This is a genomic window from Streptomyces sp. NBC_01381, from assembly GCF_026340305.1.
GTDB lineage: Bacteria > Actinomycetota > Actinomycetes > Streptomycetales > Streptomycetaceae > Streptomyces.
In genome coordinates this window covers 537,744-561,316 of record NZ_JAPEPI010000002.1, presented here as the reverse complement: position 1 = coordinate 561,316, position 23,573 = coordinate 537,744, and the positions used below count along the sequence as shown (strand labels likewise).

The window sequence follows — 23,573 nt, the reverse complement described above, 5'->3', positions numbered from 1 at the left end:
TTGACCGTTCGCCCTACTTGACCGCGACCTGGGAGATGTCCAGGACACCCGTCCAGTCGCTGATCACGATGTTCTTCACGTCCTTGCCGTACAGACGCTTGTAGACCGGGTGGAAGAGCGGCACGGTCAGCGCCTGCTCGCCGATCTTCTTGTCGAGGGCGCCCCAGCGCTTTGCCGCGGCGTCCAGGTCGGTCAGCTTGTTGATCGCGTCGATCTCGTCGTTGACCGACTTGTCGTCCAGGAAACCGGTGTTGAAGTTGGCGCCGTCCTTCACGATCTGCCGCCCGTCGAAGATCGGGGCGAGGAAGGGACCGCCGGAGGGCCAGTCGGCGCCCCAGTGGGCGAGGAAGAGACCCGGCTCGTCCTTGGCGCTGTGCACCTTGTCCTTGTAGTCGTTGTCCTCGAGACCCTCCAGCTTGACCGTGATCCCGGCCTTCTTCAGGGCGTCCTGGACCGCGGTGGCGATCTCCGGGCTCGTCTCGAAGTCCTTGGCGTTGGAGTGGGTCAGCGTGATGGTGAGCCCGTCCTTGTGACCGGCTTCCTTCAGGAGCTCCTTGGCCTTTTTCGGGTTGCCGGCCTTGCCCGCGGGGAAGTGGTCGTACTTCGTGTATCCGAAGGACTTCTGGTTCGGCAGATACGTCGTCGCGGGCTCGGCGAGCGAGGAGCCGCCGGCGGCGTTGACCACGGAGGAGCGGTCGACGGCGTACGAGATGGCCTGGCGGACCTTCGGGTCGTCGAAGGGCTTCACCTTCGGGTTGAAGGCGAGGTAGTTGGTGTATCCGAAGTGCCCGGTGCCGACGCGCGAGGCGAGGTCTTTGTCGCCGGTGACCTTGGCGAGTTCGGCGGGGCCGAGGTTCGTGTCGGTGGTGACGGCGGCGGCGTCCTCGCCCTGTCCTGCCGAGAGCCGCTGGTTGATGACGGACGGGTTGAGCCCGGACCGCACGTCGATCTTGTCCGGGTAGGCCTTGCGCTCGGGGTCGGTCTTCGCCGACCAGTGCGGGTTGCGCTCCAGGGTGAGCCGCTCGCCGTCGTTCTCGTTCTTGACGACCTTGTACGGCCCCGAGGAGACCGGGTGCTCCTCGTACTTGGTGCCCTTGTCCTTGCTCTTCGGTACGGGCGTGAACTGCGTCTGGGTGGCCAGGTACGGGAACTCGCCCTCGGGCTTGTTCAGATGGAAGACGATGGTCCGCTCGTCGGGCGTCTCGATGGACTTCAGACCCTTGCCGCTCTTGTCCTTGTAGGGCCCGGCGTACTTGTCACCGCCGATCAGCCAGTCCCTCAAGTACGGGGCTCCACCGGAGAGTTCACCGGCGAAGGAGCGCTCGATGCCGTACTTGATGTCGGCGGAGGTGATCGGCGATCCGTCCTCGTACTTGAGGCCCTTCTTCAGGGTGTACGTCCACACCGTGGCGTTCTTGCTCGGCCTGCCGAGGTCGGTGGCGAGGTCCGGGACGACCTCCGCGCCCTGGGCGCCGTCCTCCCGGTTGCGGGTGGTCAGCGTACGGAAGACCAGCGAGGGGACGTTGCCGCCGCCGGAGGTGTAGAGCCTTGCAGGGTCGAAGTCGACCTGCGGGTCGCTGTTGAGGACGGTGAGTGTGCCGCCCTTGGCGGGCTTGCCGTCGGCGCCGCCGCTCCCGGCGTCGTTGCCCTCGGGGCCCGCGCAGGCGGCGGCGCCCGCGGCCAGGACCAGGCTGACGGATGCCGCTGCCACGCGGCGGGCTATGACGGACGGTTGACGCATGGGAAAGGACCTCTCGGAGAATCGAGCAGGGGGAATGAGCAGTGGAAATGAGCAGAGCTCGCCCCGGGGTCGCCGAAGAGGGTCAGGACCTGAGAAAGGTCATGAGAATGCAAGCGACGCACACGCCAGGGGCGGGCGTCAGCAACAGTGAATGTCGGACACGCAGTGCGCGGTCACGCCAAAGAGCGCCAGCTCAAGGGCGGCGCGCGAGGAGGCGTGACGAGGCGACATGCGGAGAAATATGAACGAACTTTCGGCGGATGTCAAAGCCGCCGAGCACGGCACGACCGCGCGCCGATCGTTTCCGTCTCAACTCTTGGGAAACGCCCAGGGGTTGGCCTTGCACTTGATTCCGTCGTGGTCGAGGAACTTGGTCTGCTGCTGCATGACCGGGGCGAGTTCGCCGTTCTTCGTGCAGTCGACGTGATTGAAGCCGAGCCGGTGGCCGACCTCGTGGTTGATCAGCATCTGGCGGTACGGGTGGATGCGGTCGCCGTACGTCTTGGCGCCCTGCGCCCACCGATAGGCATTGATCATGACGCGGTCGGTGGCCGCGGAATCGCAGGACACGTTCTGTTCGAGCGTGTCGAGCCCCGACTTCGCGCACCATTTCGCCGTCGTACCGGGACTGGCCAGCGTAATGACGAAATCGGGCTTCCCCGAGGAGATCCGCTCGAAGGTCCGGCCGCCGCTGTGTGCCCAGCTCCGGTCGTCGTTCAGGGTTTTCTGCACGGCCGCCGCGAACAGCTCGCCGTCCAGGCCCATCCCCTTCTCGACATCGACGCGGTAGCGGAACAACTGCCCCTTGCCCGGCGCCTTGTCGAATCCCGCGATCGCGTCGAAGTCGCCGGACGCGGTGAGCTTCGCGTCGAGCGGGTACTTCGCGCCCATCTTCGTCTCGTACGTCGCCGGGGCGGCGTCAGGAGGAGTGGGACGGTCGTCCGAGCGGGACGCCGGGTCGTCGGCCTCGCGCTTCTCCTTGCCCTGCGCGGCCTCGGCCTTGGGGGCCGGGTCCTTGGATCCTTCGGTCACCTGTCCTGCCACGACGACGGCGAGCACGGTCGTGACCGCGGCGGCCGCGATGCCGGTGAAGGTGCGGCCCTTGCCGCCCTTGCCGTCCCGCTCGTCGCCGTCGTCGACGCCATCGGACCCGCCGATCCCGCCCGCCCCTTCGGACCAGAGGTCGCCGTGGGCGTCCTCCTCCGCGTCGACCGCGCGGTCCCAGTCGGTGACGGAGGCGTACGGATCGTGGGGCGTCCGTATGGGCGGCACGGCTGCCGTACCGGGGGCGCCCGGGACTGCTCCCGGTGCAAACAGGTCCTCGTCCGCGAACTCGTCGCCGCCGAACGCGTCCACGTACTCGCGGCGCGGCCCCGGCACGTACGGCGCGGCCCCCGTCCCCGCGACGTTCCGCGTGCCCGGGACCCCGTACGAGGCCCCCATCCGCGAACCGGTGCCCCAGCCGCCGCCCGGGTCACGCTGCTCGGGGTGACCGCCGCGGACGTGCGGCACTCCGTGCGGAGGCGTGGCCTGCGGGACGCCGTGCGCGGGGGTGGTGTCGGCCGGCGGGCCCACACGCCTGCGCCGCCCGGTGCCGGGCCCCGGCGGGCGCGCTCCCTGTGCCGGCGGATTACCGGTGCTGCTCGCGCTGCTGCTGTTGTCTGCGAGGTCGGCCGAACCCCGGCGGCTGTGACGTCCCACGTGCCGCCTCAGCTCCCCGAACCCGCGTCGCCGGTATCGCTCAACTCGCCGGTGTCCACGAGCAGTTCACGGAAGGCGCTGGCCACCGTGTCCGGATACTCCATCATCGCCACATGCCCCGCGTCCGGCAGCGTGAGCAGCCGTGAATCGCGGAACGCGGCGGCCGCCTTGCGCGCCATCCGGTACGAGACGAGCAGATCGCGGCCGCCGTAGACGAGCAGCGTCGGCGCGAGCACCCGCTCGGCCTGTCGCCACAGACCGTGCTGGCCGCCCAGCGTGTACGCGTTCACGATGCCGCGCGCCGAGCGCGTCATCGCGTCCCACATATAGGGCAGCGCGAGCCTGCGCTCCATCTCGCGGACCGCCGCGGCGAAACCTTCCGGCGTGATCCGGGCCGGGTCGCCGTAACAGAGCGCCATGACACCGCTGACCCGCTGCTCGGCCGTCCAGTCCTTGGTGAGCTTGGTGAACAGGCTCGCGACGCCGGGCACCGCGAGCAGCCCGGTCGGCATCGCCGTGCGCTGCACCCGCAGCTCGGGCAGTGCCGGGGAGATCAGCGTGAGCGTGCGTACGAGGTCGGGGCGGACCGCGGCGACGCGGGTGGTGACCGCGCCGCCCAGCGAGTTGCCGACCAGGTGGACGGGGCCGCGGTCGCTCGCGTCCAGGTAGCGGATGACCGCGCGCGCGTGGCCCGTGACCGAGTAATTGCCGTCGTCGGGCGGCGGCGAGTCCCCGAAGCCGGGCAGGTCCAGCGCCTCGCAGTCGACGACGGACTCGACCCGCGGCATCAGCGCCGACCAGTTCTGCGAGGACCCGCCGAGCCCGTGCACGAACAGGGCGGGCGGCAGCCCTTCGCGGACGGCAGGCCTGGAACGTACGGAAAGCGTGAGTCCGGGAAGGCCGACCGAGTCGAGCCGCTCGCCCGCCGCGACGCCGACGGCACCCGGCTTGGGCGCGACGGCGGCGGCGAGCACGTGCGGCAACTCGGTCGAAGACATGCGGGCAATGTTACGAGACGATCACGCGGTGGTTCGTGTGTTCGCCGTCACAGATCCGGCCGATGTCGCGGGGAGATCGCATAGCGCCTGGTTCGGCAGTCTCCTAGGCTCGTAGGAGAGGGGCTCATAGAAGAGGGCGAACAGGGCACTCGCACCACTAGTAGTGCGCTAGGGAAGAGAGTGACGATGACCGTCGACCCGTCCGACCCCGACACCTTCGAGGTCGAGGAGTCCGAGAGCAGCGCCGAGACCCCCGAGACCGACGCCGCCGAGCAGCACACCGACCTCGCCCAGAGCCAGGACGACTCCCTCCAGGGCGCCGACCGGGACGCGGCCAACGAGGCGGACCTGGCCGAACAGGCCCGCGTCGTCACCATCGACGAGGACGACTATCGCTGACCTGCCCGTGTTTGCCCTGCTACGCACGGCTTCCACGGCCATCCAGTCCGTGAAATTCTCCGCTCGTACCGCGCACATCACGGTTACCGAAAAGTACGATGGCGGCGCGGCGCACACCGCACGTTCACGATCATGGGAGGCGGCGTGACAGCCATCGAGCAGACAGAGGCGGCACGCCCGCGGGGCACACGCCTGCCGCGTCGTGCCCGACGCAATCAGCTCCTGGGCGCGGCGCAGGAGGTCTTCGTCGCGCAGGGGTACCACGCTGCGGCGATGGACGACATCGCCGAGCGGGCCGGTGTCAGCAAGCCGGTGCTCTACCAGCACTTCCCCGGCAAGCTCGACCTGTACCTCGCACTGCTCGACCAGCACTGCGAGTCGCTGCTGCAGTCCATCCGCACGGCCCTCGCGTCCACGACGGACAACAAGCTGCGCGTCGCGGCCACGATGGACGCGTACTTCGCGTACGTGGAGGAGGAGGGCGGCGCGTTCCGCCTGGTCTTCGAGTCCGACCTGACCAACGAGCCCGCGGTCCGCGAGCGCGTGGAGCGGGTGACGCTCCAGTGCGCTGAGGCGATCTGCGAGGTCATCGCCGAGGACACGGGCCTGCCCCGCGACGAGGCGATGCTGCTCGCCGTGGGCCTGGGCGGCTACTCGCAGGTGGTCGCGCGCTACTGGCTCGCCAGCGGCAGCACGGTCCCGCGCGACAAGGCGGTGGAGCTGCTCACCTCGCTGGCCTGGCGGGGCATCGCGGGCTTCCCGCTGCACGGCACGGACGGCCACTGATCGGCGGCGGTGCTCCCTGTTCCCGTTTTCTGTTCGCTACTGGCGTGCGGCGGCGGCACCGTGAGCATCGCTTCACCGGGCTAATGTGTGCTGAGTACGGCGCGGACGGCCGCGCACATCACTGACCGTCGGAGGGACATAGCCGTGGAGGTCAAGATCGGCGTGCAGTACGCGCCCCGCGAGATCGTGCTGGAGAGCGGCCAGAGTGCCGAGGAAGTCGAGCGCGCGGTGTCCGAGGCACTGACTGGCAAGTCGCCGCTGCTGAGCCTCGTGGACGACCACGGCCGCAAGGTCCTGGTTCCGGCCGACCGCCTCGCGTACGTCGAGCTCGGCGAGCCGACCGCGCGCAAGGTGGGCTTCAGCGCCCTGTAAGCAGGGTGCGCACGCAAGGCGCACAAGGAGAACGGCCCGGTGGTGATCCACCGGGCCGTTCTCGTCGTTCGTAACTCGTTGTACGTACCTGACCTCGCTCGGAGGGTTGCGTTCCGGCCGCCAGGGGTAATACCGGCTACGACCGTTTTGCACCTGGCCGCGAGGGAGGGACACCCTGTGATTCTGGAAGCACTCGGATCCACACTGCTCGGTTTCGCCCTGGCATGGGCCGCGGCCCACCGCCTGCCCCACCGGCTCCCCGCGCGCAACCTGGTCCTCGCGACCGGCACAGCGGGCGCCCTGATCGGCTCCTTCGTCGCGCATATGGCCCTGGGCGCGGGCCACACCCCCGCGACAATCGCGGGCGCGGTGGCAGTGTCGGCGGCCTTGCTGTCACTACTGCTCCGCCCGAGCCGCAACAGACTGAGCCGTCGCTCGGCGACGGCGTAAGGGGCGCCCAGGGGGGCGCCCCCGAAGGACTTACGCGGCAAGCCCCAACGCAGCCATCCGCTTGGTGTGCGCCTCAGTGATCCGAGAGAACATCCGCCCGACCTCGGCAAGGTCGAACCCATCGGCAACGCCCCCGACCAGCATGGTCGACAACGCATCCCGGTCAGCCACAACCCGCTGCGACTGCGAAAGCGCCTCGCCCATCAGGCGACGGGCCCACAACGCGAGCCGCCCGCCCACGCGAGGATCCGCATCGATCGCCGCGCGCACCTTCTCCACCGCGAAGCTCGCGTGCCCCGTGTCGTCGAGCACAGCGAGCACGAGCCCGCGCGTGTCGCCGTCGAGCCGCGCCGCGACCTCGCGGTAGAAGTCACTGGCGATCGAGTCGCCGACGTACGCCTTGACCAGGCCCTCGAGCCAGTCGGACGGCGCCGTCTGACGGTGGAAGCCGTCGAGCGCCGCGACGAACGGCTCCATCGCCTCGGTCGGGTCCGCGCCGATCGCCGAGAGCCGGTCCCTGAGCTGCTCGAAGTGGTGGAACTCCGCCGACGCCATCTTCGCCAGCTCCGCCTTGTCGCCGAGCGTCGGCGCCAGCTTCGCGTCCTCGGCGAGGCGCTCGAAGGCCGCGAGCTCTCCATAGGCGAGCGCGCCGAGCAGATCCACCACCGCGGCGCGGTAGTGCGGCTCGGCGGAAGCGGTCGCCCAGTCCTGGGCGGCGACTCCGGTCGGTTCGGCGGGCGTGTCAGCGGCGGTGTCAGGCGTCTCCATAAACCGCACAATAGCCCGCTCGCAGCAACGCGTAAGGGCCTGGTCAGTGACTGTGACTACGACTACGTGACCAATTCGCCAGACACGGCTGCGGGATTCCGGGGTACAGTGATAAAGCGCCCGCCGAATATTCGTCGGGCCGTATGAATGAGGATGCCCGGTCGGAGGCCCGATCGGCTCCGACCCGACAGCCCTCCAGGCGGTACGCACAGTGCGTACGGCACGAGGAGGGAACCTCAGCGGTATGAGCGCTCGAGCGCAGGCAGTGGTCCCGCGCCCCCGGCCCGCCCCCCAAGCAGCCGGCGGTAGTGGCACGGTCACGACCCCCAGCGTTCGCCTCAGGCCGCGTCTCACAGAAGAGGCAATGCCCTGACTACGACTTTCCGCGATCTCGGGATTCTCCCCGAGACGGCCGAGGCCCTTGAGGCCGTCGGCATCATCAGCCCGTTCCCCATCCAAGAGATGACGCTCCCCGTTGCCCTCTCCGGCACCGACGTCATCGGCCAGGCCAAGACCGGCACCGGCAAGACGCTCGGCTTCGGTCTCCCGCTCCTGGAGCGCGTCACCGTCCCCGCGGACGTCGAGGCCGGCCGGGCCAAGCCCGAGCAGCTGACCGAGGCGCCGCAGGCCCTCATCGTCGTCCCCACGCGTGAGCTGTGCCAGCAGGTCACCAACGACCTGCTCACCGCCGGCAAGGCGCGGAACGTACGCGTCCTCGCCATATACGGCGGCCGTGCCTACGAGCCGCAGGTCGAGGCGCTCAAGAAGGGCGTCGACATCGTCGTCGGCACGCCGGGCCGGCTGCTCGACCTCGCCGGTCAGCGCAAGCTCGACCTCAAGCACGTCAAGTGCCTCGTCCTCGACGAGGCCGACGAGATGCTCGACCTGGGCTTCCTGCCCGACGTCGAGCGGATCATCAACATGCTGCCGGCCAAGCGTCAGACGATGCTGTTCTCGGCGACCATGCCGGGCGCCGTCATCGGCCTCGCGCGCCGCTACATGTCGCAGCCGACGCACATCCGCGCCACCGCGCCGGACGACGAGGGCCAGACCGTCGCGAACACCGCGCAGTTCGTCTACCGCGCGCACAACATGGACAAGCCCGAGATGATCGCGCGCATCCTGCAGGCCGACGGCCGCGGGCTCGCGATGATCTTCTGCCGTACGAAGCGGACCGCCGCCGACATCGCCGAGCAGCTCGAGAAGCGCGGCTTCGCCTCCGGCGCCGTGCACGGCGACCTCGGGCAGGGCGCCCGTGAGCAGGCGCTGCGCGCGTTCCGCAACGGCAAGGTGGACGTGCTCGTCTGCACCGACGTCGCCGCCCGCGGCATCGACGTCGAGGGCGTCACGCACGTCATCAACTACCAGTCCCCCGAGGACGAGAAGACGTACCTGCACCGCATCGGCCGCACCGGCCGCGCGGGTGCCAAGGGCATCGCGATCACGCTGGTCGACTGGGACGACATCCCGCGCTGGCAGCTGATCAACAAGGCGCTCGACCTCGGCTTCGCCGACCCGGTCGAGACGTACTCGAGCTCTCCGCACCTCTTCGAGGAGCTGAGCATCCCGGCGGGCACCAAGGGTGTCCTTCCGCGTACCGAGCGGACCCGTGCGGGTCTGGGCGCGGAGGAGATCGAGGACCTGGGCGAGACGGGCGGGCGTGGCGCCCGCGGGGGCCGCGGCAACGGCCGCTCGCAGGACCGTGGCCGTTCCTCCGGTCCCGCTGCCGCTCCCGCGTCCGAGGAGCGTCCGGCTCGTACGCCGCGCCGCCGGCGCCGTACGCGCTCGGGCAGCCCGCTGGACGCGACGGCGACCCCGTCGGTCGAGACCCCGGCGTCCCCGGAGCCGGCGCCCGCCGCCGCTCCTGTGGAGCCGACCGAGCCGCGCGCGCCGCGCCGCCGGCGCCGGACGCGTTCCGGTGAGGCCGCGGAGGCTGCGGTCGCCACGGTCGAGGCCACCACGGTGCCGGAGGCCGAGCCCGAGGCTCCCGCGAAGCCGCGTCGCCGTACGCGGAAGGCCGCGGAGGCCGTCGTCGACACCGTCGAGGCGGTGGAGGCCGAGGCCCCCGCCAAGCCGCGCCGCCGCACCCGCAAGGCCGCGGAGACCGTCGTCGAGACTGCGGAGGTCGTGGAGGCTGAGGCCCCCGCGAAGCCGCGCCGCCGTACGAAGAAGGCCGCGGAGACCGTGGTCGACACGGTCGAGGCCGTGGAGGCCGAGGCCCCCGCCAAGCCGCGCCGCCGTACGAAGAAGGCCGCGGAGGCCGTCGTCGACACCGTCGAGGCAGTGGAGGCAGCGGAGGCCGAGGCCCCCGCCAAGCCGCGCCGCCGCACGAAGAAGGCCGCGGAGACCGTCGTCGAGGCCGTGGAGGCGGAAGCCCCCGCGAAGCCGCGTCGCCGCACCAAGAAGGCTGCGGAGACCGTGGTCGACACCGTCGAGGCGGTGGAGGCCGAGGCCCCCGCCAAGCCGCGTCGCCGTACGAAGAAGGTTGCGGAGACCGTCGTCGAGGCGGAGATCCCCGCTCAGCCGACGGAGGAGTCGAAGCCGCGTCGCCGTACGCGGAAGGCTGTTGCCGCCACGGCTGAGGTCGATGCCCCCGAGGCGACGATCGCGAAGCCTCGTCGGCGTACGCGGAAGACCGCGGAGGCGGCCGAGTAGGCTCGGCCCGTCGTCTTACGAAGGCCCGGTTCCCCTTGGGGTACCGGGCCTTCGGCGTTGCGGTCCGCTCCCACCTGGCCCGCCGCTCCGCGGCGGATCTTTCCCGCCCACCCACCCGATCACCCCGCAGCCCCGCCCCAAGCCCCCAGCCCGCCCCTGCCGATAGCCTCAAGCCATGAGCAGGCCCCCCACCTTCACCCCGCCCCCCGGCGTAGCCGCCCACGCCCTCCACACCGCGCGCGGCGACTTCGCCACCCTCGACGCCCGCCCGGCCGGCGAGGCCAGAGGCACCGTCCTGCTGCTGCCCGGGTTCACCGGCAGCAAGGAGGACTTCATCGCCCTCCTCAGGCCCATCGCCGACGCCGGGTACCGCGCGGTCTCCGTGGACGGCCGCGGACAGTACGAGAGCGCCGGCCCGGCGGACAATGAATCCCCTTACGCCCAGGGGGAGTTGGCGAGCGACGTGCTCGCCCAGGCCGCAGCGGTCGGCGGCGGACCGCTCCACCTCCTCGGCCACTCACTCGGCGGCCAGATCGCCCGCGCGGCGGTCCTGCGGGCCCCCGGCACCGGCGCGGGCACCTTCGCCTCGCTCACCCTCATGTCATCGGGCCCCGCCCAGATCTCCCCCTCCCAGCAGGCCCGCGCCAAGATGCTGACCGACGCCCTCGCCGTACTGTCGATGGCCGAGGCCTGGGAGGCCATCCAGGCCCATGACCCGCCGGAGGACACGGACCTCGACGGCGACGAGGCGCTCCGCGAGCGCTGGCTGCGGCACAGCCCGGCCCAGCTCATCACCACCGGCAAGCAGCTCTGCGCCGAGCCCGACCGCGTCACGGAACTCGCCGCGACGCCGCTGCCCAAGCACGTCATCTCGGGCGAGCGCGACGACACCTGGCCCGTCGCCTGGCTCGATGACATGGCCAAGCGTCTGCGCGCCCACCGCACCGTCATCACCGGCGCCGAGCACTCCCCCAACACCGACCGCCCGGAAGAGACCGCCGCCGCGCTCCTCGCCTTCTGGGAGGACAGCCACCTGGGGCGGGCCTAGCCTGAAAGGGCTACGTACGGCCCCATTACAGGAGGCAGGCGTCATGACATTCGTCCAGGTCATCGACTGCAAGACGCATCAGATCGACGCGCTGAACAAGGTGATGGACACCTGGGTCGAAGCCACCCAGGGCAAGCGGACGGCCACCCACGCCATGATGGGCCGGGACCGCTCCGACTCCACTCACCTGATGGAAATCGTGGAGTTTCCGTCCTACGAGGCAGCGATGGCGAACTCGCAGCTGCCGGAAACGGACCGGATCTTCCGGGAGATGGTCGCGCTCTGCGACGAGGCGCCGTCGTTCACCGACCTCGACGTCCTGCGCGACGAGCAGCTGAACAAGAGCGTGGTCAGCGGCTTCTTCGAGGAAGTGGTGAACAAGGGCGACATCGACGCGATGGACGGGATGTGTACCGCCGACTATCGGGAGCACGACCCGTCGCAGGCCTCCTATGACGCGGGCCTGGCGGAGGTCAAGGTCTCGAACCGGGAGATCGTGGAGGGGTTCCACCCGACGGCCACCGTGGAGAGCCTGATGGCCGACGGCGATCTGGTGTGCGCGCGGTTCTCGTTCAAGGGCCGCCACGTCGGCCCGTACCAGGGCCTGGAAGCGACCGGCCGCGATGTCGCCGGCACCGGCCACGCGACCTTCCGCTGCAAGGGCGGCAAGATGGCGGAGAGCTGGTGGAACGTGGACGACCTCGGCCTCATGCAGCAGCTGGGCGTCGTCGAGAGCTGACCCGCGGTTCCCCGAGGGCTCAGTACTGCGTCTGCAGGTGTTCCCAGAAGCCGTCCCGCAGCGCCCGCCGCAGATCCGACTGACCCCGCAGCGAGTAGGCAAGCAGCTTCTCCGCCTCCACCAGGAGTTCCTGATCGACCGAACCGGGCAGGTAGGGATGCCCCGGCAGCAGGTCCACCAGCGCCTCGCGCCCCCGCGCCGCCAGCCACTTCGCGGCGATCTGCGCGCCCACGAAGCGCACGTCCTCGCGGGAGGGCCGGGGCGTGCCGAGCGTCTCGTACGTCGCCGCGACGGTGCGCCGCGACACGTACGGCTTGAAGAAATCGAGGTCGAACGTCCGCTGGCTGTCGACCTCCCAGAGCAGCGGCTCCGCCTGGTTGCGGCCGCCTTCGGCCGCCTCGATGCCCCAGAGATGGACCCGCGCGCCGTACCCCTGCGCCGCCTCCACCGCCGAGACCAGGTCCTCGTCGCCCCCGATCAGTGCCGCGTCGCTGATCGCGCGGTGCCTGGCCAGTGACTCCAGGTCGGTCCTGATGAGGGAGTCGACGCCCTTCTGCTGGTTGTTCGCGTTGAGGTTGCCGAGGCGCACCTTGACGTCCGGGAGCTCCGCGATCGACTGCTGCTCCATCGTGTGGATGCGGCGCCGCGCACCGTCGTACCAGTAGACGCGCAGCAGCCTGCTGTCCGCGAAGATCGTGCGGGCCTTGTCGATGAACGCCTCGATCAGGCCCTCCGCGTCCAGGTCGAAGGCCCGCCGGTCCTCGGTGCCGACCGCGAGCCGGCCCGCCGCCGCGTACACATACCCCGCGTCGACGAAGATCGCGTGCGTCGACGGTGTCTTCGCCACCTCGGCGAGCATCCGCTCGAGAAGGCTGTTGGCGCGCTCAAGCTGGGCTCTGATCTCGGTTTCTGCGTCCATTGGTGCACATTGTCCCGCTGGTCACGCTGCGAACACAACCGGTCTCGCTACCCGCGAGTAATTAGGCTGTCGAAAAATTTCCTTAGCGTAGGGAATGTTTGCATGGGGCAACCCGTTGTACCCGTATGGAACGCGGGACACCGATGCCCCGCGCTCCGCTCACACCAGTAGTTCTCCTTCAGGAGGATGACCAGACGAAGGGAGAAGCCTTATGCGCTTCGAAATCATGCGACTCGACGACGTCGACGGCGCTGCCGTGGACCGGACCGTCGTAGACGCCGCCTCCGTCAACCGGATGGTGCAGCAGGCCGCAGCGATCGGCCAGCGCATCTACATCCGACCGGCCGAATCCCCGGCCTCGTAACGCAGACGTCGAAGGGCCCCCGTACTCAGTCGAGTACGGGGGCCCTTCGTATGCCCGGCGGCTAGCTGCCCTGGATCACCTGGGTCACGCCGTTGATGATCTGCTGCACCGCGATCGCGGAGAGCATCATGCCCGCGAGCCGGGTCACCAGGACCACGCCGCCGTCCTTGATGACGCGGATGATCAGCAGCGAGTAGCGCATCACCAGCCACAGCACGACGTGCATCGCCACGATCGCCGCCCAGACGGAGATCTGCGTACCGACGCTGTCGGCGTTCTGCACGGCCAGGATGACGGAGACGATGGCGCCGGGCCCGGCGAGCAGCGGCATGCCGAGCGGCACGAGGGCGACGTTGACGTCCTTGGTCTGCTTCGGCTCGTCCGTCTTGCCGGTGAGCAGGTCGAGCGCGATGAGCAGGAGCAGCAGACCGCCCGCGATCATCAGCGCGGGGACGGAGACATGCAGGTATTCGAGGATCTGATGGCCAAGGAGCCCGAAGACCGCGATCACGCCGAAGGCGACGCACACGGCCTGGAAGGCCATCTTCTTCTGCACCTTGGCGGGTCGGCCGGAGGTGAGCCCGAGGAAGATCGGGGTGATCCCAGGGGGATCCATGATGACAAAAAGGGTGAGGAAGAGAGAGCCGAAGACGGCGACGTCGAACACAGTGATGGCCTTGCAGAGAGAGTCGTACGAAGACGCCGCACGGAAGGGCGACGGCGAAAAGGTGGAAGTGAGGACTACGCGGAGGGGCGTCCACCGGCGCCCGGCACGGGGAACGCCCCGGTCGCGCGGCGCGTGATCTCCCCGTAGATCTCGGGGTCGGTGGTGAACTCCCCGAGCACGCACGTCTTGCGGCTGCCGTGGTAGTCGCTCGACCCGGTGGCAAGGAGGCCGAGGTCCGTGGCGAGGCCGTGCAGCCGGGCGCGGGTGGCCGGGTCGTGGTCCATGTGGTCGGCCTCGACACCGTCGAGGCCCGCCGCGGCGAGCTCCGCTATCGCGGCCTCGGGCACGACCTGGCCGCGCTTGACGGCCGCGGGGTGCGCGAAGACGGTGACGCCGCCCGCCGCCTTGACCAGGCGGATCGCGTCGAAGGGGTCGAGCTCGTGCTTCTCGGCGTACGCGCGGCCGCCGTCGGCGAGCCAGTCGGGCGTGAAGGCGTCCGAGACGCTGCGTACGACGCCCAGTTCCACCAGGGCCTCGGCGATGTGCGGGCGGCCGACCGAGCCGTCACCCGCGATGCGCGCCACCTGCTCCCAGGTGACGGGGACGCCGAGCTCCTGGAGCTTGCCGATCATCGTCTTCGCGCGCGGCACCCGGTCGTCGCGCACGAGCTCGCGCTCACGGGCGAGTTCGGGCTCGTCGGGGTCGAAGAGATAGGCCAGCATGTGCAGGCCCACGCCGTCGAGGCGGCAGGAGAGTTCGGCGCCGGTGACGAGGGTCAGTCCGGCGGGCAGGGCCGCGACGGCTTCCGCGTACCCGCGGGTGGTGTCGTGGTCCGTGAGGGCGACGACGTCGAGCCCGGCCACTGCGGCGTTGCGCACCAGCTCGGCCGGGGTGTCCGTGCCGTCGGAAGCGGTGGAGTGGGTGTGCAGATCGATGCGCACGACGCGGACTCCAGGCTCTGACGGGGCGGACGAGGGGGACGCTCAAGGATAACGGGAATCGAACGCTCCCCCGGCCGCCACGAGGGAGACCCCGCTCACCGCACCGGCACCCTCAGGACACCGTCACGGCACCTTCAGAACACCCTCACGGCATCAGGATCCGCGGCGAAAGCGCCCCGCACGGCAGCAGGTCCACCTCGGCGCCCGCGTCGCGCAGATCGGTCAGGACCAGCTCGTCGTACATCAAGAGCCCCGACTGCTCCGGCCACGCGATCGCCCACAGCCAGAGCCCCCGCGCCTCGCCCGCGAAGACGGCCCGGTCGTCCGGCGTGCCCGCCACATGCCACATCGGCGTCGGCCGCCCGGCCGCCAGGACCTTGGCCTGCGGCGGCTTCTCGACGTTCAGATAGGGGCCGGGGTCCGGGCCGTCGACGCCGGCGTACCGCGCCCCGAGGCCGACGCCGAGCTCCTCGGCGACCAGGACGAGTTCGCCGATGCCGCCGAGCGGTGCGGGCCCCGAGCAGGCCACGGCGGTCGCGCGGCCGCCGCTTCTGTCGTCGCCCGCGCAGGCCACGCCCGTGAAGAGCCAGCCCACCGGCAGCGGCCACGGCATCCACACGGGCACCTGCGCACGGTGCACCACGACTTGGAGGGCCTCGACGCTGGGCGGGATCACAGGCTGCAGCGGATGCACGGTCCCGTGCACATCGCACTGCCAGGAGTCGGCAAAGAGACCGGGAGCCCTGACCCGGCCACCACACTTCGGGCAACTGGGTTCGCCCCTCATAGCGCCCAACGGTCCTCCCCGGTCGTCGCCGCGTCAAGGACGATCACCCGTCCGGAGTCGACGGCGTACCACCCGCCACCAGGCAAACTTAGATGTAGCTTGCATCTTTTAGCCTTGCTAACTAATATATGTATACGTCAACGATCCCGCCGGCAGCCGCGAAGGAGCAGGCATGAACAGCAGCACAGGAGGCCCCGCAGAAGGGGATCCGTTCGACGAGGGCGCGACCAGCCTTCTGCGCCAGCCGAAGGCCGTCTGGGCCACGGCAGGCGCGTCCGTCGTCGCCTTCATGGGCATCGGGCTCGTCGACCCGATCCTCCCCTCCATCGCCAAGGGCCTTGACGCGTCGGCCAGCCAGGTCTCTCTGCTCTTCACCTCGTACTTCCTGATCACCGCCGTCGCGATGCTGGTGACCGGCTTCGTCTCAAGCCGCATCGGCGGCAAGAAGACCCTGCTCCTCGGCCTCGCGCTCGTCGTGGTCTTCGCGGGCCTGGCCGGCACATCGGGCTCGGTCGGTGAACTCGTCGGGTTCCGGGCGGGATGGGGCCTCGGCAACGCGCTCTTCGTGTCGACCGCGCTCGCCGTCATCGTCGGCGCAGCGGCCGGCGGCAGCGCCGCCGCGATCCTGCTCTACGAGTCGGCGCTCGGTCTCGGCATGGCGTGCGGCCCACTGCTCGGCGCGGTGCTCGGCAACGCCAGCTGGCGCTACCCGTTCTTCGGCACGGCGGCCCTGATGGCCGTCGGCTTCCTCTGCATCACGGCGTTCCTGAAGGAACAGCCGAAGCCCGCGCGGAAGACGTCACTGCTCGCGCCGATCAAGGCGCTCGGCCACGGAGGCCTCGCCTCCGCCGCGGCCTCCGCGTTCTTCTACAACTACACGTTCTTCACGGTCCTGGCCTTCACGCCGTTCGTGCTCAACACGACGCCGTACAAGTCGGGTGCGATCTTCTTCGCCTGGGGTCTGCTGCTCGCCGTGTTCTCGGTGCTCGTGGCCCCGCGGCTGCAGGCGCGGTTCGGCTCGCTGAAGGTGCTCGGCGGTTCGCTGGTGCTGCTCGCCGTGGACGTGCTGGTGCTCGGGTACGGCGACCACGCCACGGCCATCGTCTGCACGATCCTGTCCGGCGCCTTCATCGGCGTGAACAACACCGTCTACACCGAGCTGGCCCTCGGGGTCTCCGACGCGCCGCGCCCGGTGGCCAGCGCCGGCTACAACTTCGTCCGGTGGTTCGCCGCGGCCGCCGCGCCGTTCTTCGCGCCGAAGATCGAGGAGTGGAGCAACATCCACATCCCCTTCGTGGTCGCGGCCGTCACTGCGGTGCTCGGCGCGGTCGTGGTGTGGGCGCGCAAGGACGCCCTCACGCACGAGGCCGAGAAGCTCGAACCGAAGCACGCGACGGAGGACAGCGTCACCGTCTTCGCCAACTAGGCCTTACAGAACAGCACTTCAGTCCAGCGAAACGGACTTGCGCAGCGGATCGCGCAGGTCCGTTCCGCTGTTCAGCCAGCGCTCCTGAAGCGCCCCCGCGCCGTGCACCCGCTTCCACGCGGCCTCGTTCGGCGTCATGGGCAGCAGCGGCAGGAAACGTACGGGATCCATTGGCTCGTCGAGGTCCAGGTCCTCCACCAAGCCGCCCGGCTCCGCGACCAGTACGGACGTGAACTGCGCGCCGGGCCACAGCGGTTCACCCACGTCGAGCGAGGCGCCCGGGGCCACGACGAGCCCCTCGACCTGCGGGGATGCGGCAAGCACCGCGAGCGGGCGGAGCACCTTGTCCGTGTCGGCGATGCCGCCCCGCACCGACAACACCAGTTCCGCGCGCGGGCCCTTGACCGGATCGGCGAGAGCGGCGGTCGGGTCGGTCATCGGATGGACCGACATGCCGAGAGTGGCGTACCTGACCACGTCCCCGTCTGTGAAGCGCAGCACTTCGACACGGTCGGTGCCGAGGAAGGTCACCGCGGCGCGCGCGTCGGGTTCGCCGAGGCCGGTACGGAGACGGGCCTCCACCAGAGCAAGAACATCAGCCATGAAGCGAGCATAGAACTCGTCAGTGGTGGGTAAAGGCGGGGCTTGACCTTTCAGTCGGCTGATAGTGTTGGCAGCTGGTTCCGGGCAGCACGCAGAGCGCGCTCTCCAGCCCGGGCAGATAACTTCGCGCGCGCTACGCGCTTGGGACTTCCCCTACGGGGGACCGGCCGGAGGAGGTGGGGCTGCCATGGATCGAAGTCGACCGTGCAGTACCACCCGTTCTTCCGTCTGACATCTCACGCAGCCCTGTAGCTGCCAGTTGTGCGTGCGTACTCCTCGTGCCGCGTGCGACGGAAGAGCACTTCGTTTCCACCTGATCTCTCTGAGTTCTCCGGTCTGAGTCAGTAGCGAAGCTGCCACCGCGACGGTGCGGTGCTCCCCGCTTTGTGGACGTGCCAAACATCCTCAGCAGGACGTCCCCATTCCGGGCAGTTCCAACCGTCGCCGGCGGCCTCCGTCAAAGGAGCCTGCCCATGTCGATGATCCGCGACCTGCGTGCCGCAGTCCGTCCCGCGCCCCGCAAGGACGGCAACACCTACATCTCGTACGACGCGACCCGCGAGGCCGCGTCCGCCGTCGTCGACTGCGCGGTCTACCGCGACGGCCGCCGCGCCGCCTGCGACGACACCCTCACCCCACACGAGGCGATGCTCCAGGTGCGCCGTGACGGCGGCTTCGCCTGGATCGGTCTGCACGAGCCGACCGAGGCCGAATTCGCGGGTATTGCCGCCGAGTTCGGGCTGCACCCGCTTGCCGTCGAGGACGCGGTGCACGCGCACCAGCGGCCCAAGCTGGAGCGTTACGACGACACGCTCTTCACCGTCTTCAAGACGATCCACTACGTCGAGCACGCCGAGCTCACCGCCACCAGCGAGGTCGTCGAGACCGGCGAGGTCATGTGCTTCACCGGGCGGGACTTCTTCATCACCGTGCGGCACGGCGGGCACGGCTCGCTGCGGGCGCTGCGGCGGCGGCTCCAGGAGGAGCCCGAGCTGCTCGCCAAGGGCCCGTCGGCCGTGCTGCACACCATCGCCGACCATGTCGTCGACGGCTATCTCGCGGTGGCCGACGCGATGCAGGACGACATCGACGACGTAGAGAGCGAGGTCTTCTCCGCGCCGAGCAAGGGCAAGGGGTCCGCGCGCGGTGTCGACGCCGGGCGGATCTACCAGCTCAAGCGCGAGGTCCTCGAATTCAAGCGTGCCGTGTCGCCGCTGCTTCGGCCCATGCTGCTCCTGAGCGAGCGGCCGATGCGGCTCGTCGACCCCGACATCCAGAAGTACTTCCGTGACGTCGCCGACCACCTGGCGCGCGTCCAGGAGCAGGTCGTCGGCTTCGACGAACTGCTCAACTCGATCCTGCAGGCCAACCTCGCCCAGGCCGCGGTCGCGCAGAACGAGGACATGCGCAAGATCACCTCCTGGGCGGCGATCATCGCCGTGCCGACGGCGGTCTGCGGGGTCTACGGCATGAACTTCGACCACATGCCCGAGCTGCACTGGCGGTACGGCTACCCCATGGTGCTCGGCCTCATCGGCGGCGTCTGCTGGGCGATCCACCGCACCCTGAAGCGCAACGGCTGGCTGTAGCAGCCCACTCGGTAGGCTGCGCGCATGACAGAAACGCTGCTCGCCCAGGCCCTCCTGGAGGAGGCCACCAAGAAGTCGGGCCTCATCTGGGTGCGCGGCGAAGGCCCGGCCCGCGCCCTGTGGCACGTATGGCACGAGGGTGCGGTCCACCTGGTCGGCGACGGCCCCGGCGAGCAGCCGCTGCCGGGTCTCGCCGACGGCTCCACCGCCGAAGTGACCGTACGCAGCAAGGACAAGGGCGGGCGCCTCATCGCCTGGACGGCTTTGGTGAGCGAGCTCGCGCCGCACTCCGAGGCGTGGGAGGCGGCTGTCGCGGAGCTCAAGGGCAAGCGGCTGAACGCGCCGGATGCGGAGCAGATCGCTGAGCGCTGGGCCGCCGAGTGTCGGGTCGTGCGCCTCGCCCCGAAGGACGTCGTCACGGATCTGCCCGACGGGTCGCTCGCCGCGGCGCCGTTGGTGACCAGGGCTACGACCCGTCTTCCCGTGCCGGATGCGTTGCCTCGGCTGCTTTTCAAGCGGAAGAAGCGTTGAGGGCTCCGCTGGGAGACTAAATCTGCAGGCCGCATGTGGCTGGTCGCGCAGTTCCCCGCGCCCCTGCGGGGCGCTACCCCCTACGACGTCGGCAGCTGCTCGCCGTAGTCCACCATCTCGTCCTTGCTCGGCTCGCTGAGTGTGAAGTCCTTGCCCCAGTCGGTGAGCCGGAGCGTGCCCCCGTCGCCGCCGCGCTGCAGGCTCAGCGGGTAGGGCTTGCCCTGGAGGGAGACGTCCAGGGTGCCGCCCGCACCCTTGTCGCCGGTGATCTTGATGCTGGGGATGCCGCCGGTCCTGCCGCGCTCGCCGGTCTCCAGCTTGCCGTGCAGGGTGAGCATGCCCGACAGGAGGACGTCCTTGTCCGTGAAGCCGCTCAGCTGCTTGTAGGCGGCGTCCTCCTGGGGGACCTTCACGTACTTGCCGTCGAGCTTGGCCGCGGCCTCGTCGTCCGCCTTGCCGGGCTTCTCGCCGTCCTTGGCGTTCGCGTGCGTCCAGAAGCCGGAGTCGGCCATCAGATACAGCTGCTTGCCGACGCGGAGCAGCTTGAACGTGTCGCCCTTCGAGGTGACCGAGCCCTCGCCGCCCTCACCCTTGAGCCGCATGTCGAGCTTGTACGTGTGCCCCTTGCTGACCACCGTGCCCGAGAGCCGCACCGCCGTCGCCGCGTCGGCGGCCGCGGCGGACTTGCTCTGGATCTTCGTCGCGGAGAGCTTGCCGACGCCGTTCGTGCCCGCGTCCGGGTCCTCCTCGCTGCTGCACCCGGTGAGACCGGTGATCCCCACGACGAGACCCGCGCACAGCGCGCTCACGACTGCCGCCTTGCGGGTGCGGCGGGCCAGGGGAATCGCAGTCACAGGTGGCACTGCCTCTCGTGGGGACGACGGCTACGGCAGTACGGCAGCGTACCTGGGCCGACTACGCCCTTCGGCCCCAGTCCGTCCGGACGCACCGCCGGGGCGTATCCGACCGGGACGGGCTAGCCTGAAGCCCGCAATACCGGACAGGACGGCATAAATCCCTACGGGTGGAGGAGGCGCGCGTGATGGCGGCAAGCCCCTCCCGGATCTTCGTCTCGCACCTCTCCGGCACCGCCGTCTTCGACCCGAACGGCGACCAGGTGGGCCGGGTCCGCGACCTGGTCGCGATGTTGCGGGTGAGCCGCAGACCGCCACGCCTTCTCGGCCTCGTCGTGGAGCTGTCCACCCGGCGCCGCATCTTCCTGCCCATGACCCGCGTGACCGGCATCGAGTCGGGCCAGGTCATCACCACCGGCGTACTGAACGTGCGGCGCTTCGAGCAGCGGCCCACCGAGCGGCTCGTGCTCGGCGAGATGCTCGACCGCCGGGTCAGGCTCGTCGAGACCGGTGAGGAAGTGACCGTCCTCGACGTGTCGGTGCTGCAGCTGCCGGCCCGCCGGGACTGGGAGATCGACCGGGTCTTCGTACGGAAGGGCAAAGGGGGCACCTTCCGGCGCAAGGGCGAGACGCTCACCGTCGACTGGTCCGCCGTCGACGGCTTCTCCCTGGAGGAGCACGGCCAGGGCGCCGAGAGCCTGCTCGCCACCTTCGAGCAGCTACGCCCCGCCGACCTCGCCAATGTGCTCCACCACCTCTCGCCCAAGCGGCGGGCCGAAGTCGCGGCCGCGCTCGACGACGACCGGCTCGCCGACGTGCTCGAAGAGCTCCCCGAGGACGACCAGATCGAGATCCTCGGCAAGCTCAAGGAGGAGCGCGCCGCCGACGTCCTGGAGGCGATGGACCCGGACGACGCCGCCGACCTGCTCGCCGAGCTGCCCGAGGACGACAAGGAGCGGCTGCTGACCCTCATGCAGCCGGACGACGCCGCCGACGTGCGGCGTCTGATGGCGTACGAGGAGCGCACCGCCGGCGGTCTGATGACGACCGAGCCGATCGTGCTCAGGCCCGACGCCACGGTCGCCGACGCCCTCGCGCGTGTGCGGCAGCAGGACCTCTCCCCCGCGCTCGCCGCACAGGTCTACGTGTGCCGGCCGCCGGACGAGACGCCGACCGGCAAATACCTGGGCACCGTGCACTTCCAGCGGCTGCTCCGCGATCCGCCGTACACCCTGGTCGGCTCGATCCTCGACGACGATCTGCAGCCGCTCGCGCCGGAGGCCTCGCTGCACGAGGTCGCCGGGTTCTTCGCCACGTACGACATGGTGGCGGCCCCCGTCGTCGACGAGGGCGGCTCACTGCTCGGGGCGGTCACCGTCGACGACGTGCTCGACCACATGCTGCCCGAGGACTGGCGCGAGACCGAGTTCCATCTGGAGCTGGAAGAGGAAGCGCGCCATGCCCGCGGCTGACCGCGAGCGGGAGAACCGCGCCGAGCCCAGGCCCGCCCGCTTCCGCCTCGACCTGCCGCGGCCGCGGCGCCGCAAGCTGCTCCCCGAGTACGACCCCGAGGCCTTCGGGCGGCTCTCCGAGCGCATCGCGCGGTTCCTGGGCACCGGGCGCTTCATCGTCTGGATGACGGTCACCATCGCGGTGTGGGTCGTCTGGAACGTCACGGCGCCCGACGCGCTGCGCTTCGACCCCTTCCCGTTTCTCTTCCTGACGCTCGCCCTGTCCCTGCAGGCGTCGTACGCGGCCCCGCTGATCCTCCTCGCGCAGAACCGGCAGGACGACCGGGACCGCGTCAATCTCGAACAGGACCGCAAGCAGAATGAGCGCTCCATCGCGGACACCGAGTATTTGAGCCGCGAGATCGCCTCGCTGCGCATGGGCCTGGGCGAAGTGGCCACCCGCGACTGGATCCGCTCCGAGCTCCAGGACCTGGTCAAGGAGCTGGAGGAGCAGCGGACGGCGAACCGCGTCGTATTCCCGGCCGAGGAGCGCGGCGTACGTGATGTAGGCGACCGCTGACGGGGCTTTCCGACCCACGGTTACCGCGCCGTACTATCGGTCGTATGGCTACGGAAGACGCTGTGCTTGAAGCACTGGCGACAGTGAACGACCCCGAGATCCAGCGACCGATCACCGAGCTGGGGATGGTCAAATCGGTGGAGATCGGCGCTGACGGCGCCGTGGCCGTCACGGTCTACCTCACCGTCTCCGGCTGCCCGATGCGCGAGACGATCACGAAGAACGTGACGGACGCGGTCGCGCGTCTGGACGGCGTCACGCGCGTCGACGTCACGCTGGACGTGATGAGCGACGAGCAGCGCAAGGAACTCGCGTCGGCGCTGCGCGGCGGCACCGCCGAGCGTGAGGTCCCCTTCGCCAAGCCCGGCTCGCTGACCAGGGTCTACGCGGTCGCGTCCGGCAAGGGCGGCGTCGGCAAGTCCTCGGTGACGGTGAACCTCGCGGCCGCGATGGCCGCGGACGGCCTGAAGGTCGGCGTCGTCGACGCGGACATCTACGGCCACTCCGTGCCCCGCATGCTGGGCGCCGACGGCAAGCCCACCCAGGTCGAGAACATGATCATGCCGCCGTCGGCGCACGGCGTGAAGGTCATCTCCATCGGCATGTTCACGCCGGGCAACGCGCCGGTCGTCTGGCGCGGCCCGATGCTGCACCGCGCGCTCCAGCAGTTCCTCGCGGACGTCTTCTGGGGCGACCTGGACGTGCTCCTGCTCGACCTGCCGCCGGGCACCGGTGACATCGCGATCTCCGTCGCCCAGCTGGTCCCGAACGCCGAGATCCTCGTCGTGACGACGCCCCAGCAGGCGGCGGCCGAGGTCGCCGAGCGCGCGGGATCCATCGCCGTACAGACTCACCAGAAGATCGTCGGCGTCGTCGAGAACATGTCGGGCCTGCCCTGCCCGCACTGCGACGAGATGGTCGACGTGTTCGGCACGGGCGGCGGCCAGCGGGTCGCCGATGGCCTCACCAAGACCACCGGCGCGAACGTCCCGGTGCTCGGCTCCATCCCGATCGACGTCCGCCTGCGCGAGGGCGGCGACGAGGGCAAGCCGGTCGTCCTGACCGACCCGGACTCCCCCGCGGGCTCGGCGCTTCGCGCCATCGCGGGCAAGCTGGGCGGCCGCCAGCGCGGCCTCGCGGGCATGACGCTCGGCATCACGCCGCGCAACAAGTTCTAGGTCTTCCTCCGTACGCCGATGGGGGC

General features: G+C 70.0%; 25 protein-coding genes. 14 read left to right on the top strand and 11 right to left on the bottom strand.

All coding sequences use genetic code 11. The annotated features are described in order from the left end of the window. Window positions 1-13: 13 nt before the first annotated feature. The 4 genes from OG453_RS24350 to OG453_RS24340 form a co-directional block, all read right to left on the bottom strand. Window positions 14-1,741 carry an ABC transporter substrate-binding protein gene (locus OG453_RS24350; RefSeq protein WP_266870588.1) on the bottom strand — a complete coding sequence of 576 codons (1,728 nt, stop codon included), beginning with the start codon at window positions 1,739-1,741 and terminating at the stop codon, window positions 14-16. A gap of 138 nt (window positions 1,742-1,879) precedes the next feature. Beyond that, window positions 1,880-1,972 carry an Ms4533A family Cys-rich leader peptide gene (locus OG453_RS45165; protein ID WP_323178664.1) on the bottom strand — a complete coding sequence of 31 codons (93 nt, stop codon included), beginning with the start codon at window positions 1,970-1,972 and terminating at the stop codon, window positions 1,880-1,882. Window positions 1,973-2,050: 78 nt separating this feature from the next. Beyond that, the gene (locus OG453_RS24345; protein WP_266870587.1) at window positions 2,051-3,442 is read right to left on the bottom strand and encodes a DUF3152 domain-containing protein; all 1,392 of its coding nucleotides are present in this window, start codon (window positions 3,440-3,442) and stop codon (window positions 2,051-2,053) included. A gap of 8 nt (window positions 3,443-3,450) precedes the next feature. Next, window positions 3,451-4,440 (bottom strand): alpha/beta fold hydrolase, encoded by a 990-nt coding sequence (locus tag OG453_RS24340; RefSeq protein ID WP_266870586.1) that lies wholly within the window; start codon window positions 4,438-4,440, stop codon window positions 3,451-3,453. 186 nt (window positions 4,441-4,626) lie between these two features. Between OG453_RS24340 and OG453_RS24335 the strand changes: the two genes are divergently transcribed. From OG453_RS24335 to OG453_RS24320, 4 genes are all read left to right on the top strand, one after another. Beyond that, window positions 4,627-4,839 (top strand): hypothetical protein, encoded by a 213-nt coding sequence (locus tag OG453_RS24335; protein ID WP_266870585.1) that lies wholly within the window; start codon window positions 4,627-4,629, stop codon window positions 4,837-4,839. Between the two features lie 144 nt (window positions 4,840-4,983). Then, window positions 4,984-5,625, top strand: a complete 642-nt coding sequence (locus tag OG453_RS24330; protein WP_266870584.1) for a TetR/AcrR family transcriptional regulator — start codon at window positions 4,984-4,986, stop codon at window positions 5,623-5,625. 144 nt (window positions 5,626-5,769) lie between these two features. Continuing rightward, window positions 5,770-5,997, top strand: coding sequence for a DUF3107 domain-containing protein (locus tag OG453_RS24325; protein ID WP_266870582.1), 228 nt, complete (start codon window positions 5,770-5,772; stop codon window positions 5,995-5,997). 177 nt (window positions 5,998-6,174) lie between these two features. Then, window positions 6,175-6,447 carry a hypothetical protein gene (locus OG453_RS24320; RefSeq protein WP_266870581.1) on the top strand — a complete coding sequence of 91 codons (273 nt, stop codon included), beginning with the start codon at window positions 6,175-6,177 and terminating at the stop codon, window positions 6,445-6,447. 30 nt (window positions 6,448-6,477) lie between these two features. On the opposite strand, the gene OG453_RS24315 is transcribed toward OG453_RS24320, so the two are convergent. Beyond that, on the bottom strand, window positions 6,478-7,215 hold the full coding sequence (locus tag OG453_RS24315; RefSeq protein WP_266870580.1) for a ferritin-like fold-containing protein: 738 nt from the start codon (window positions 7,213-7,215) through the stop codon (window positions 6,478-6,480). Between the two features lie 462 nt (window positions 7,216-7,677). On the opposite strand from OG453_RS24315, the gene OG453_RS24310 reads away from it, so the two are divergent. From OG453_RS24310 to OG453_RS24300, 3 genes are all read left to right on the top strand, one after another. Continuing rightward, window positions 7,678-9,870, top strand: a complete 2,193-nt coding sequence (locus OG453_RS24310) for a DEAD/DEAH box helicase (RefSeq protein ID WP_266870579.1) — start codon at window positions 7,678-7,680, stop codon at window positions 9,868-9,870. 175 nt (window positions 9,871-10,045) lie between these two features. Further along, on the top strand, window positions 10,046-10,918 hold the full coding sequence (locus OG453_RS24305) for an alpha/beta fold hydrolase (protein WP_266870578.1): 873 nt from the start codon (window positions 10,046-10,048) through the stop codon (window positions 10,916-10,918). Window positions 10,919-10,961: 43 nt separating this feature from the next. Then, a complete protein-coding gene (locus tag OG453_RS24300; protein ID WP_266870577.1) occupies window positions 10,962-11,657 on the top strand; it encodes an ester cyclase in 696 nt (231 codons plus the stop codon). A gap of 19 nt (window positions 11,658-11,676) precedes the next feature. Here OG453_RS24300 and OG453_RS24295 read toward each other — a convergent pair whose 3' ends face one another. Next, window positions 11,677-12,576 (bottom strand): NYN domain-containing protein, encoded by a 900-nt coding sequence (locus tag OG453_RS24295; RefSeq protein WP_266870576.1) that lies wholly within the window; start codon window positions 12,574-12,576, stop codon window positions 11,677-11,679. A 211-nt stretch (window positions 12,577-12,787) separates the two neighbouring features. Here OG453_RS24295 and OG453_RS24290 point away from each other — a divergent pair, with 211 nt between their 5' ends. Beyond that, window positions 12,788-12,940: a hypothetical protein gene (locus OG453_RS24290; RefSeq protein WP_266870575.1), complete on the top strand. Its 153-nt coding sequence runs from the start codon at window positions 12,788-12,790 to the stop codon at window positions 12,938-12,940. 61 nt (window positions 12,941-13,001) lie between these two features. On the opposite strand, the gene OG453_RS24285 is transcribed toward OG453_RS24290, so the two are convergent. The 3 genes from OG453_RS24285 to OG453_RS24275 all read right to left on the bottom strand — a co-directional run bounded on the left by OG453_RS24285 (window position 13,002) and on the right by OG453_RS24275 (window position 15,335). Then, complete coding sequence (locus OG453_RS24285; protein ID WP_266870573.1) at window positions 13,002-13,607, bottom strand: MarC family protein; 606 nt, start codon at window positions 13,605-13,607, stop codon at window positions 13,002-13,004. 74 nt (window positions 13,608-13,681) lie between these two features. Further along, window positions 13,682-14,548 (bottom strand): PHP domain-containing protein, encoded by an 867-nt coding sequence (locus OG453_RS24280; protein WP_266870572.1) that lies wholly within the window; start codon window positions 14,546-14,548, stop codon window positions 13,682-13,684. Window positions 14,549-14,693: 145 nt separating this feature from the next. Further along, window positions 14,694-15,335, bottom strand: a complete 642-nt coding sequence (locus OG453_RS24275; RefSeq protein ID WP_266870571.1) for a DUF6758 family protein — start codon at window positions 15,333-15,335, stop codon at window positions 14,694-14,696. A 172-nt stretch (window positions 15,336-15,507) separates the two neighbouring features. Between OG453_RS24275 and OG453_RS24270 the strand changes: the two genes are divergently transcribed. After that, window positions 15,508-16,761, top strand: coding sequence for an MFS transporter (locus tag OG453_RS24270; RefSeq protein WP_266870570.1), 1,254 nt, complete (start codon window positions 15,508-15,510; stop codon window positions 16,759-16,761). 18 nt (window positions 16,762-16,779) lie between these two features. On the opposite strand, the gene OG453_RS24265 is transcribed toward OG453_RS24270, so the two are convergent. Then, a complete protein-coding gene (locus OG453_RS24265) occupies window positions 16,780-17,364 on the bottom strand; it encodes a suppressor of fused domain protein (RefSeq protein ID WP_266870569.1) in 585 nt (194 codons plus the stop codon). Window positions 17,365-17,837: 473 nt separating this feature from the next. Here OG453_RS24265 and OG453_RS24260 point away from each other — a divergent pair, with 473 nt between their 5' ends. Together OG453_RS24260 and OG453_RS24255 are read left to right on the top strand one after the other, a co-directional pair. Then, window positions 17,838-18,953 (top strand): magnesium and cobalt transport protein CorA, encoded by a 1,116-nt coding sequence (locus OG453_RS24260; RefSeq protein ID WP_266870568.1) that lies wholly within the window; start codon window positions 17,838-17,840, stop codon window positions 18,951-18,953. 24 nt (window positions 18,954-18,977) lie between these two features. Next, window positions 18,978-19,484, top strand: a complete 507-nt coding sequence (locus OG453_RS24255) for a hypothetical protein (protein WP_266870567.1) — start codon at window positions 18,978-18,980, stop codon at window positions 19,482-19,484. Window positions 19,485-19,564: 80 nt separating this feature from the next. On the opposite strand, the gene OG453_RS24250 is transcribed toward OG453_RS24255, so the two are convergent. Next, window positions 19,565-20,338, bottom strand: a complete 774-nt coding sequence (locus OG453_RS24250; RefSeq protein ID WP_266870566.1) for a hypothetical protein — start codon at window positions 20,336-20,338, stop codon at window positions 19,565-19,567. A gap of 188 nt (window positions 20,339-20,526) precedes the next feature. On the opposite strand from OG453_RS24250, the gene OG453_RS24245 reads away from it, so the two are divergent. The 3 genes from OG453_RS24245 to OG453_RS24235 are packed head-to-tail and all read left to right on the top strand — an operon-like array spanning window position 20,527 to window position 23,547. Then, on the top strand, window positions 20,527-21,810 hold the full coding sequence (locus OG453_RS24245) for a CBS domain-containing protein (protein ID WP_266870565.1): 1,284 nt from the start codon (window positions 20,527-20,529) through the stop codon (window positions 21,808-21,810). Continuing rightward, window positions 21,797-22,369 (top strand): DUF1003 domain-containing protein, encoded by a 573-nt coding sequence (locus tag OG453_RS24240; RefSeq protein ID WP_266870564.1) that lies wholly within the window; start codon window positions 21,797-21,799, stop codon window positions 22,367-22,369. Before OG453_RS24245 ends, OG453_RS24240 begins: the two co-directional genes overlap by 14 nt. Before the next feature lie 44 nt (window positions 22,370-22,413). After that, window positions 22,414-23,547, top strand: a complete 1,134-nt coding sequence (locus OG453_RS24235; protein ID WP_266870563.1) for an Mrp/NBP35 family ATP-binding protein — start codon at window positions 22,414-22,416, stop codon at window positions 23,545-23,547. Window positions 23,548-23,573: the final 26 nt, after the last annotated feature.

What these genes read in the sequence shown, in the direction of transcription:
- OG453_RS24235 (WP_266870563.1), top strand. Translation starts at nt 22,414, where the DNA reads ATGGCTACGGAAGACGCTGTGCTTGAAGCACTGGCGACAGTGAACGAC.
- OG453_RS24310 (WP_266870579.1), top strand. Translation starts at nt 7,678, where the DNA reads ATGACGCTCCCCGTTGCCCTCTCCGGCACCGACGTCATCGGCCAGGCC.
- OG453_RS24260 (WP_266870568.1), top strand. Translation starts at nt 17,838, where the DNA reads ATGTCGATGATCCGCGACCTGCGTGCCGCAGTCCGTCCCGCGCCCCGC.
- OG453_RS24290 (WP_266870575.1), top strand. Translation starts at nt 12,788, where the DNA reads ATGCGCTTCGAAATCATGCGACTCGACGACGTCGACGGCGCTGCCGTG.
- OG453_RS24335 (WP_266870585.1), top strand. Translation starts at nt 4,627, where the DNA reads ATGACCGTCGACCCGTCCGACCCCGACACCTTCGAGGTCGAGGAGTCC.
- OG453_RS24245 (WP_266870565.1), top strand. Translation starts at nt 20,527, where the DNA reads ATGGCGGCAAGCCCCTCCCGGATCTTCGTCTCGCACCTCTCCGGCACC.
- OG453_RS24275 (WP_266870571.1), bottom strand. Translation starts at nt 15,335, where the DNA reads ATGAGGGGCGAACCCAGTTGCCCGAAGTGTGGTGGCCGGGTCAGGGCT.
- OG453_RS24295 (WP_266870576.1), bottom strand. Translation starts at nt 12,576, where the DNA reads ATGGACGCAGAAACCGAGATCAGAGCCCAGCTTGAGCGCGCCAACAGC.
- OG453_RS24340 (WP_266870586.1), bottom strand. Translation starts at nt 4,440, where the DNA reads ATGTCTTCGACCGAGTTGCCGCACGTGCTCGCCGCCGCCGTCGCGCCC.
- OG453_RS24315 (WP_266870580.1), bottom strand. Translation starts at nt 7,215, where the DNA reads ATGGAGACGCCTGACACCGCCGCTGACACGCCCGCCGAACCGACCGGA.
- OG453_RS24270 (WP_266870570.1), top strand. Translation starts at nt 15,508, where the DNA reads ATGAACAGCAGCACAGGAGGCCCCGCAGAAGGGGATCCGTTCGACGAG.
- OG453_RS24240 (WP_266870564.1), top strand. Translation starts at nt 21,797, where the DNA reads ATGCCCGCGGCTGACCGCGAGCGGGAGAACCGCGCCGAGCCCAGGCCC.
- OG453_RS24305 (WP_266870578.1), top strand. Translation starts at nt 10,046, where the DNA reads ATGAGCAGGCCCCCCACCTTCACCCCGCCCCCCGGCGTAGCCGCCCAC.
- OG453_RS24265 (WP_266870569.1), bottom strand. Translation starts at nt 17,364, where the DNA reads ATGGCTGATGTTCTTGCTCTGGTGGAGGCCCGTCTCCGTACCGGCCTC.
- OG453_RS24255 (WP_266870567.1), top strand. Translation starts at nt 18,978, where the DNA reads ATGACAGAAACGCTGCTCGCCCAGGCCCTCCTGGAGGAGGCCACCAAG.
- OG453_RS24350 (WP_266870588.1), bottom strand. Translation starts at nt 1,741, where the DNA reads ATGCGTCAACCGTCCGTCATAGCCCGCCGCGTGGCAGCGGCATCCGTC.
- OG453_RS24300 (WP_266870577.1), top strand. Translation starts at nt 10,962, where the DNA reads ATGACATTCGTCCAGGTCATCGACTGCAAGACGCATCAGATCGACGCG.
- OG453_RS45165 (WP_323178664.1), bottom strand. Translation starts at nt 1,972, where the DNA reads ATGTCGCCTCGTCACGCCTCCTCGCGCGCCGCCCTTGAGCTGGCGCTC.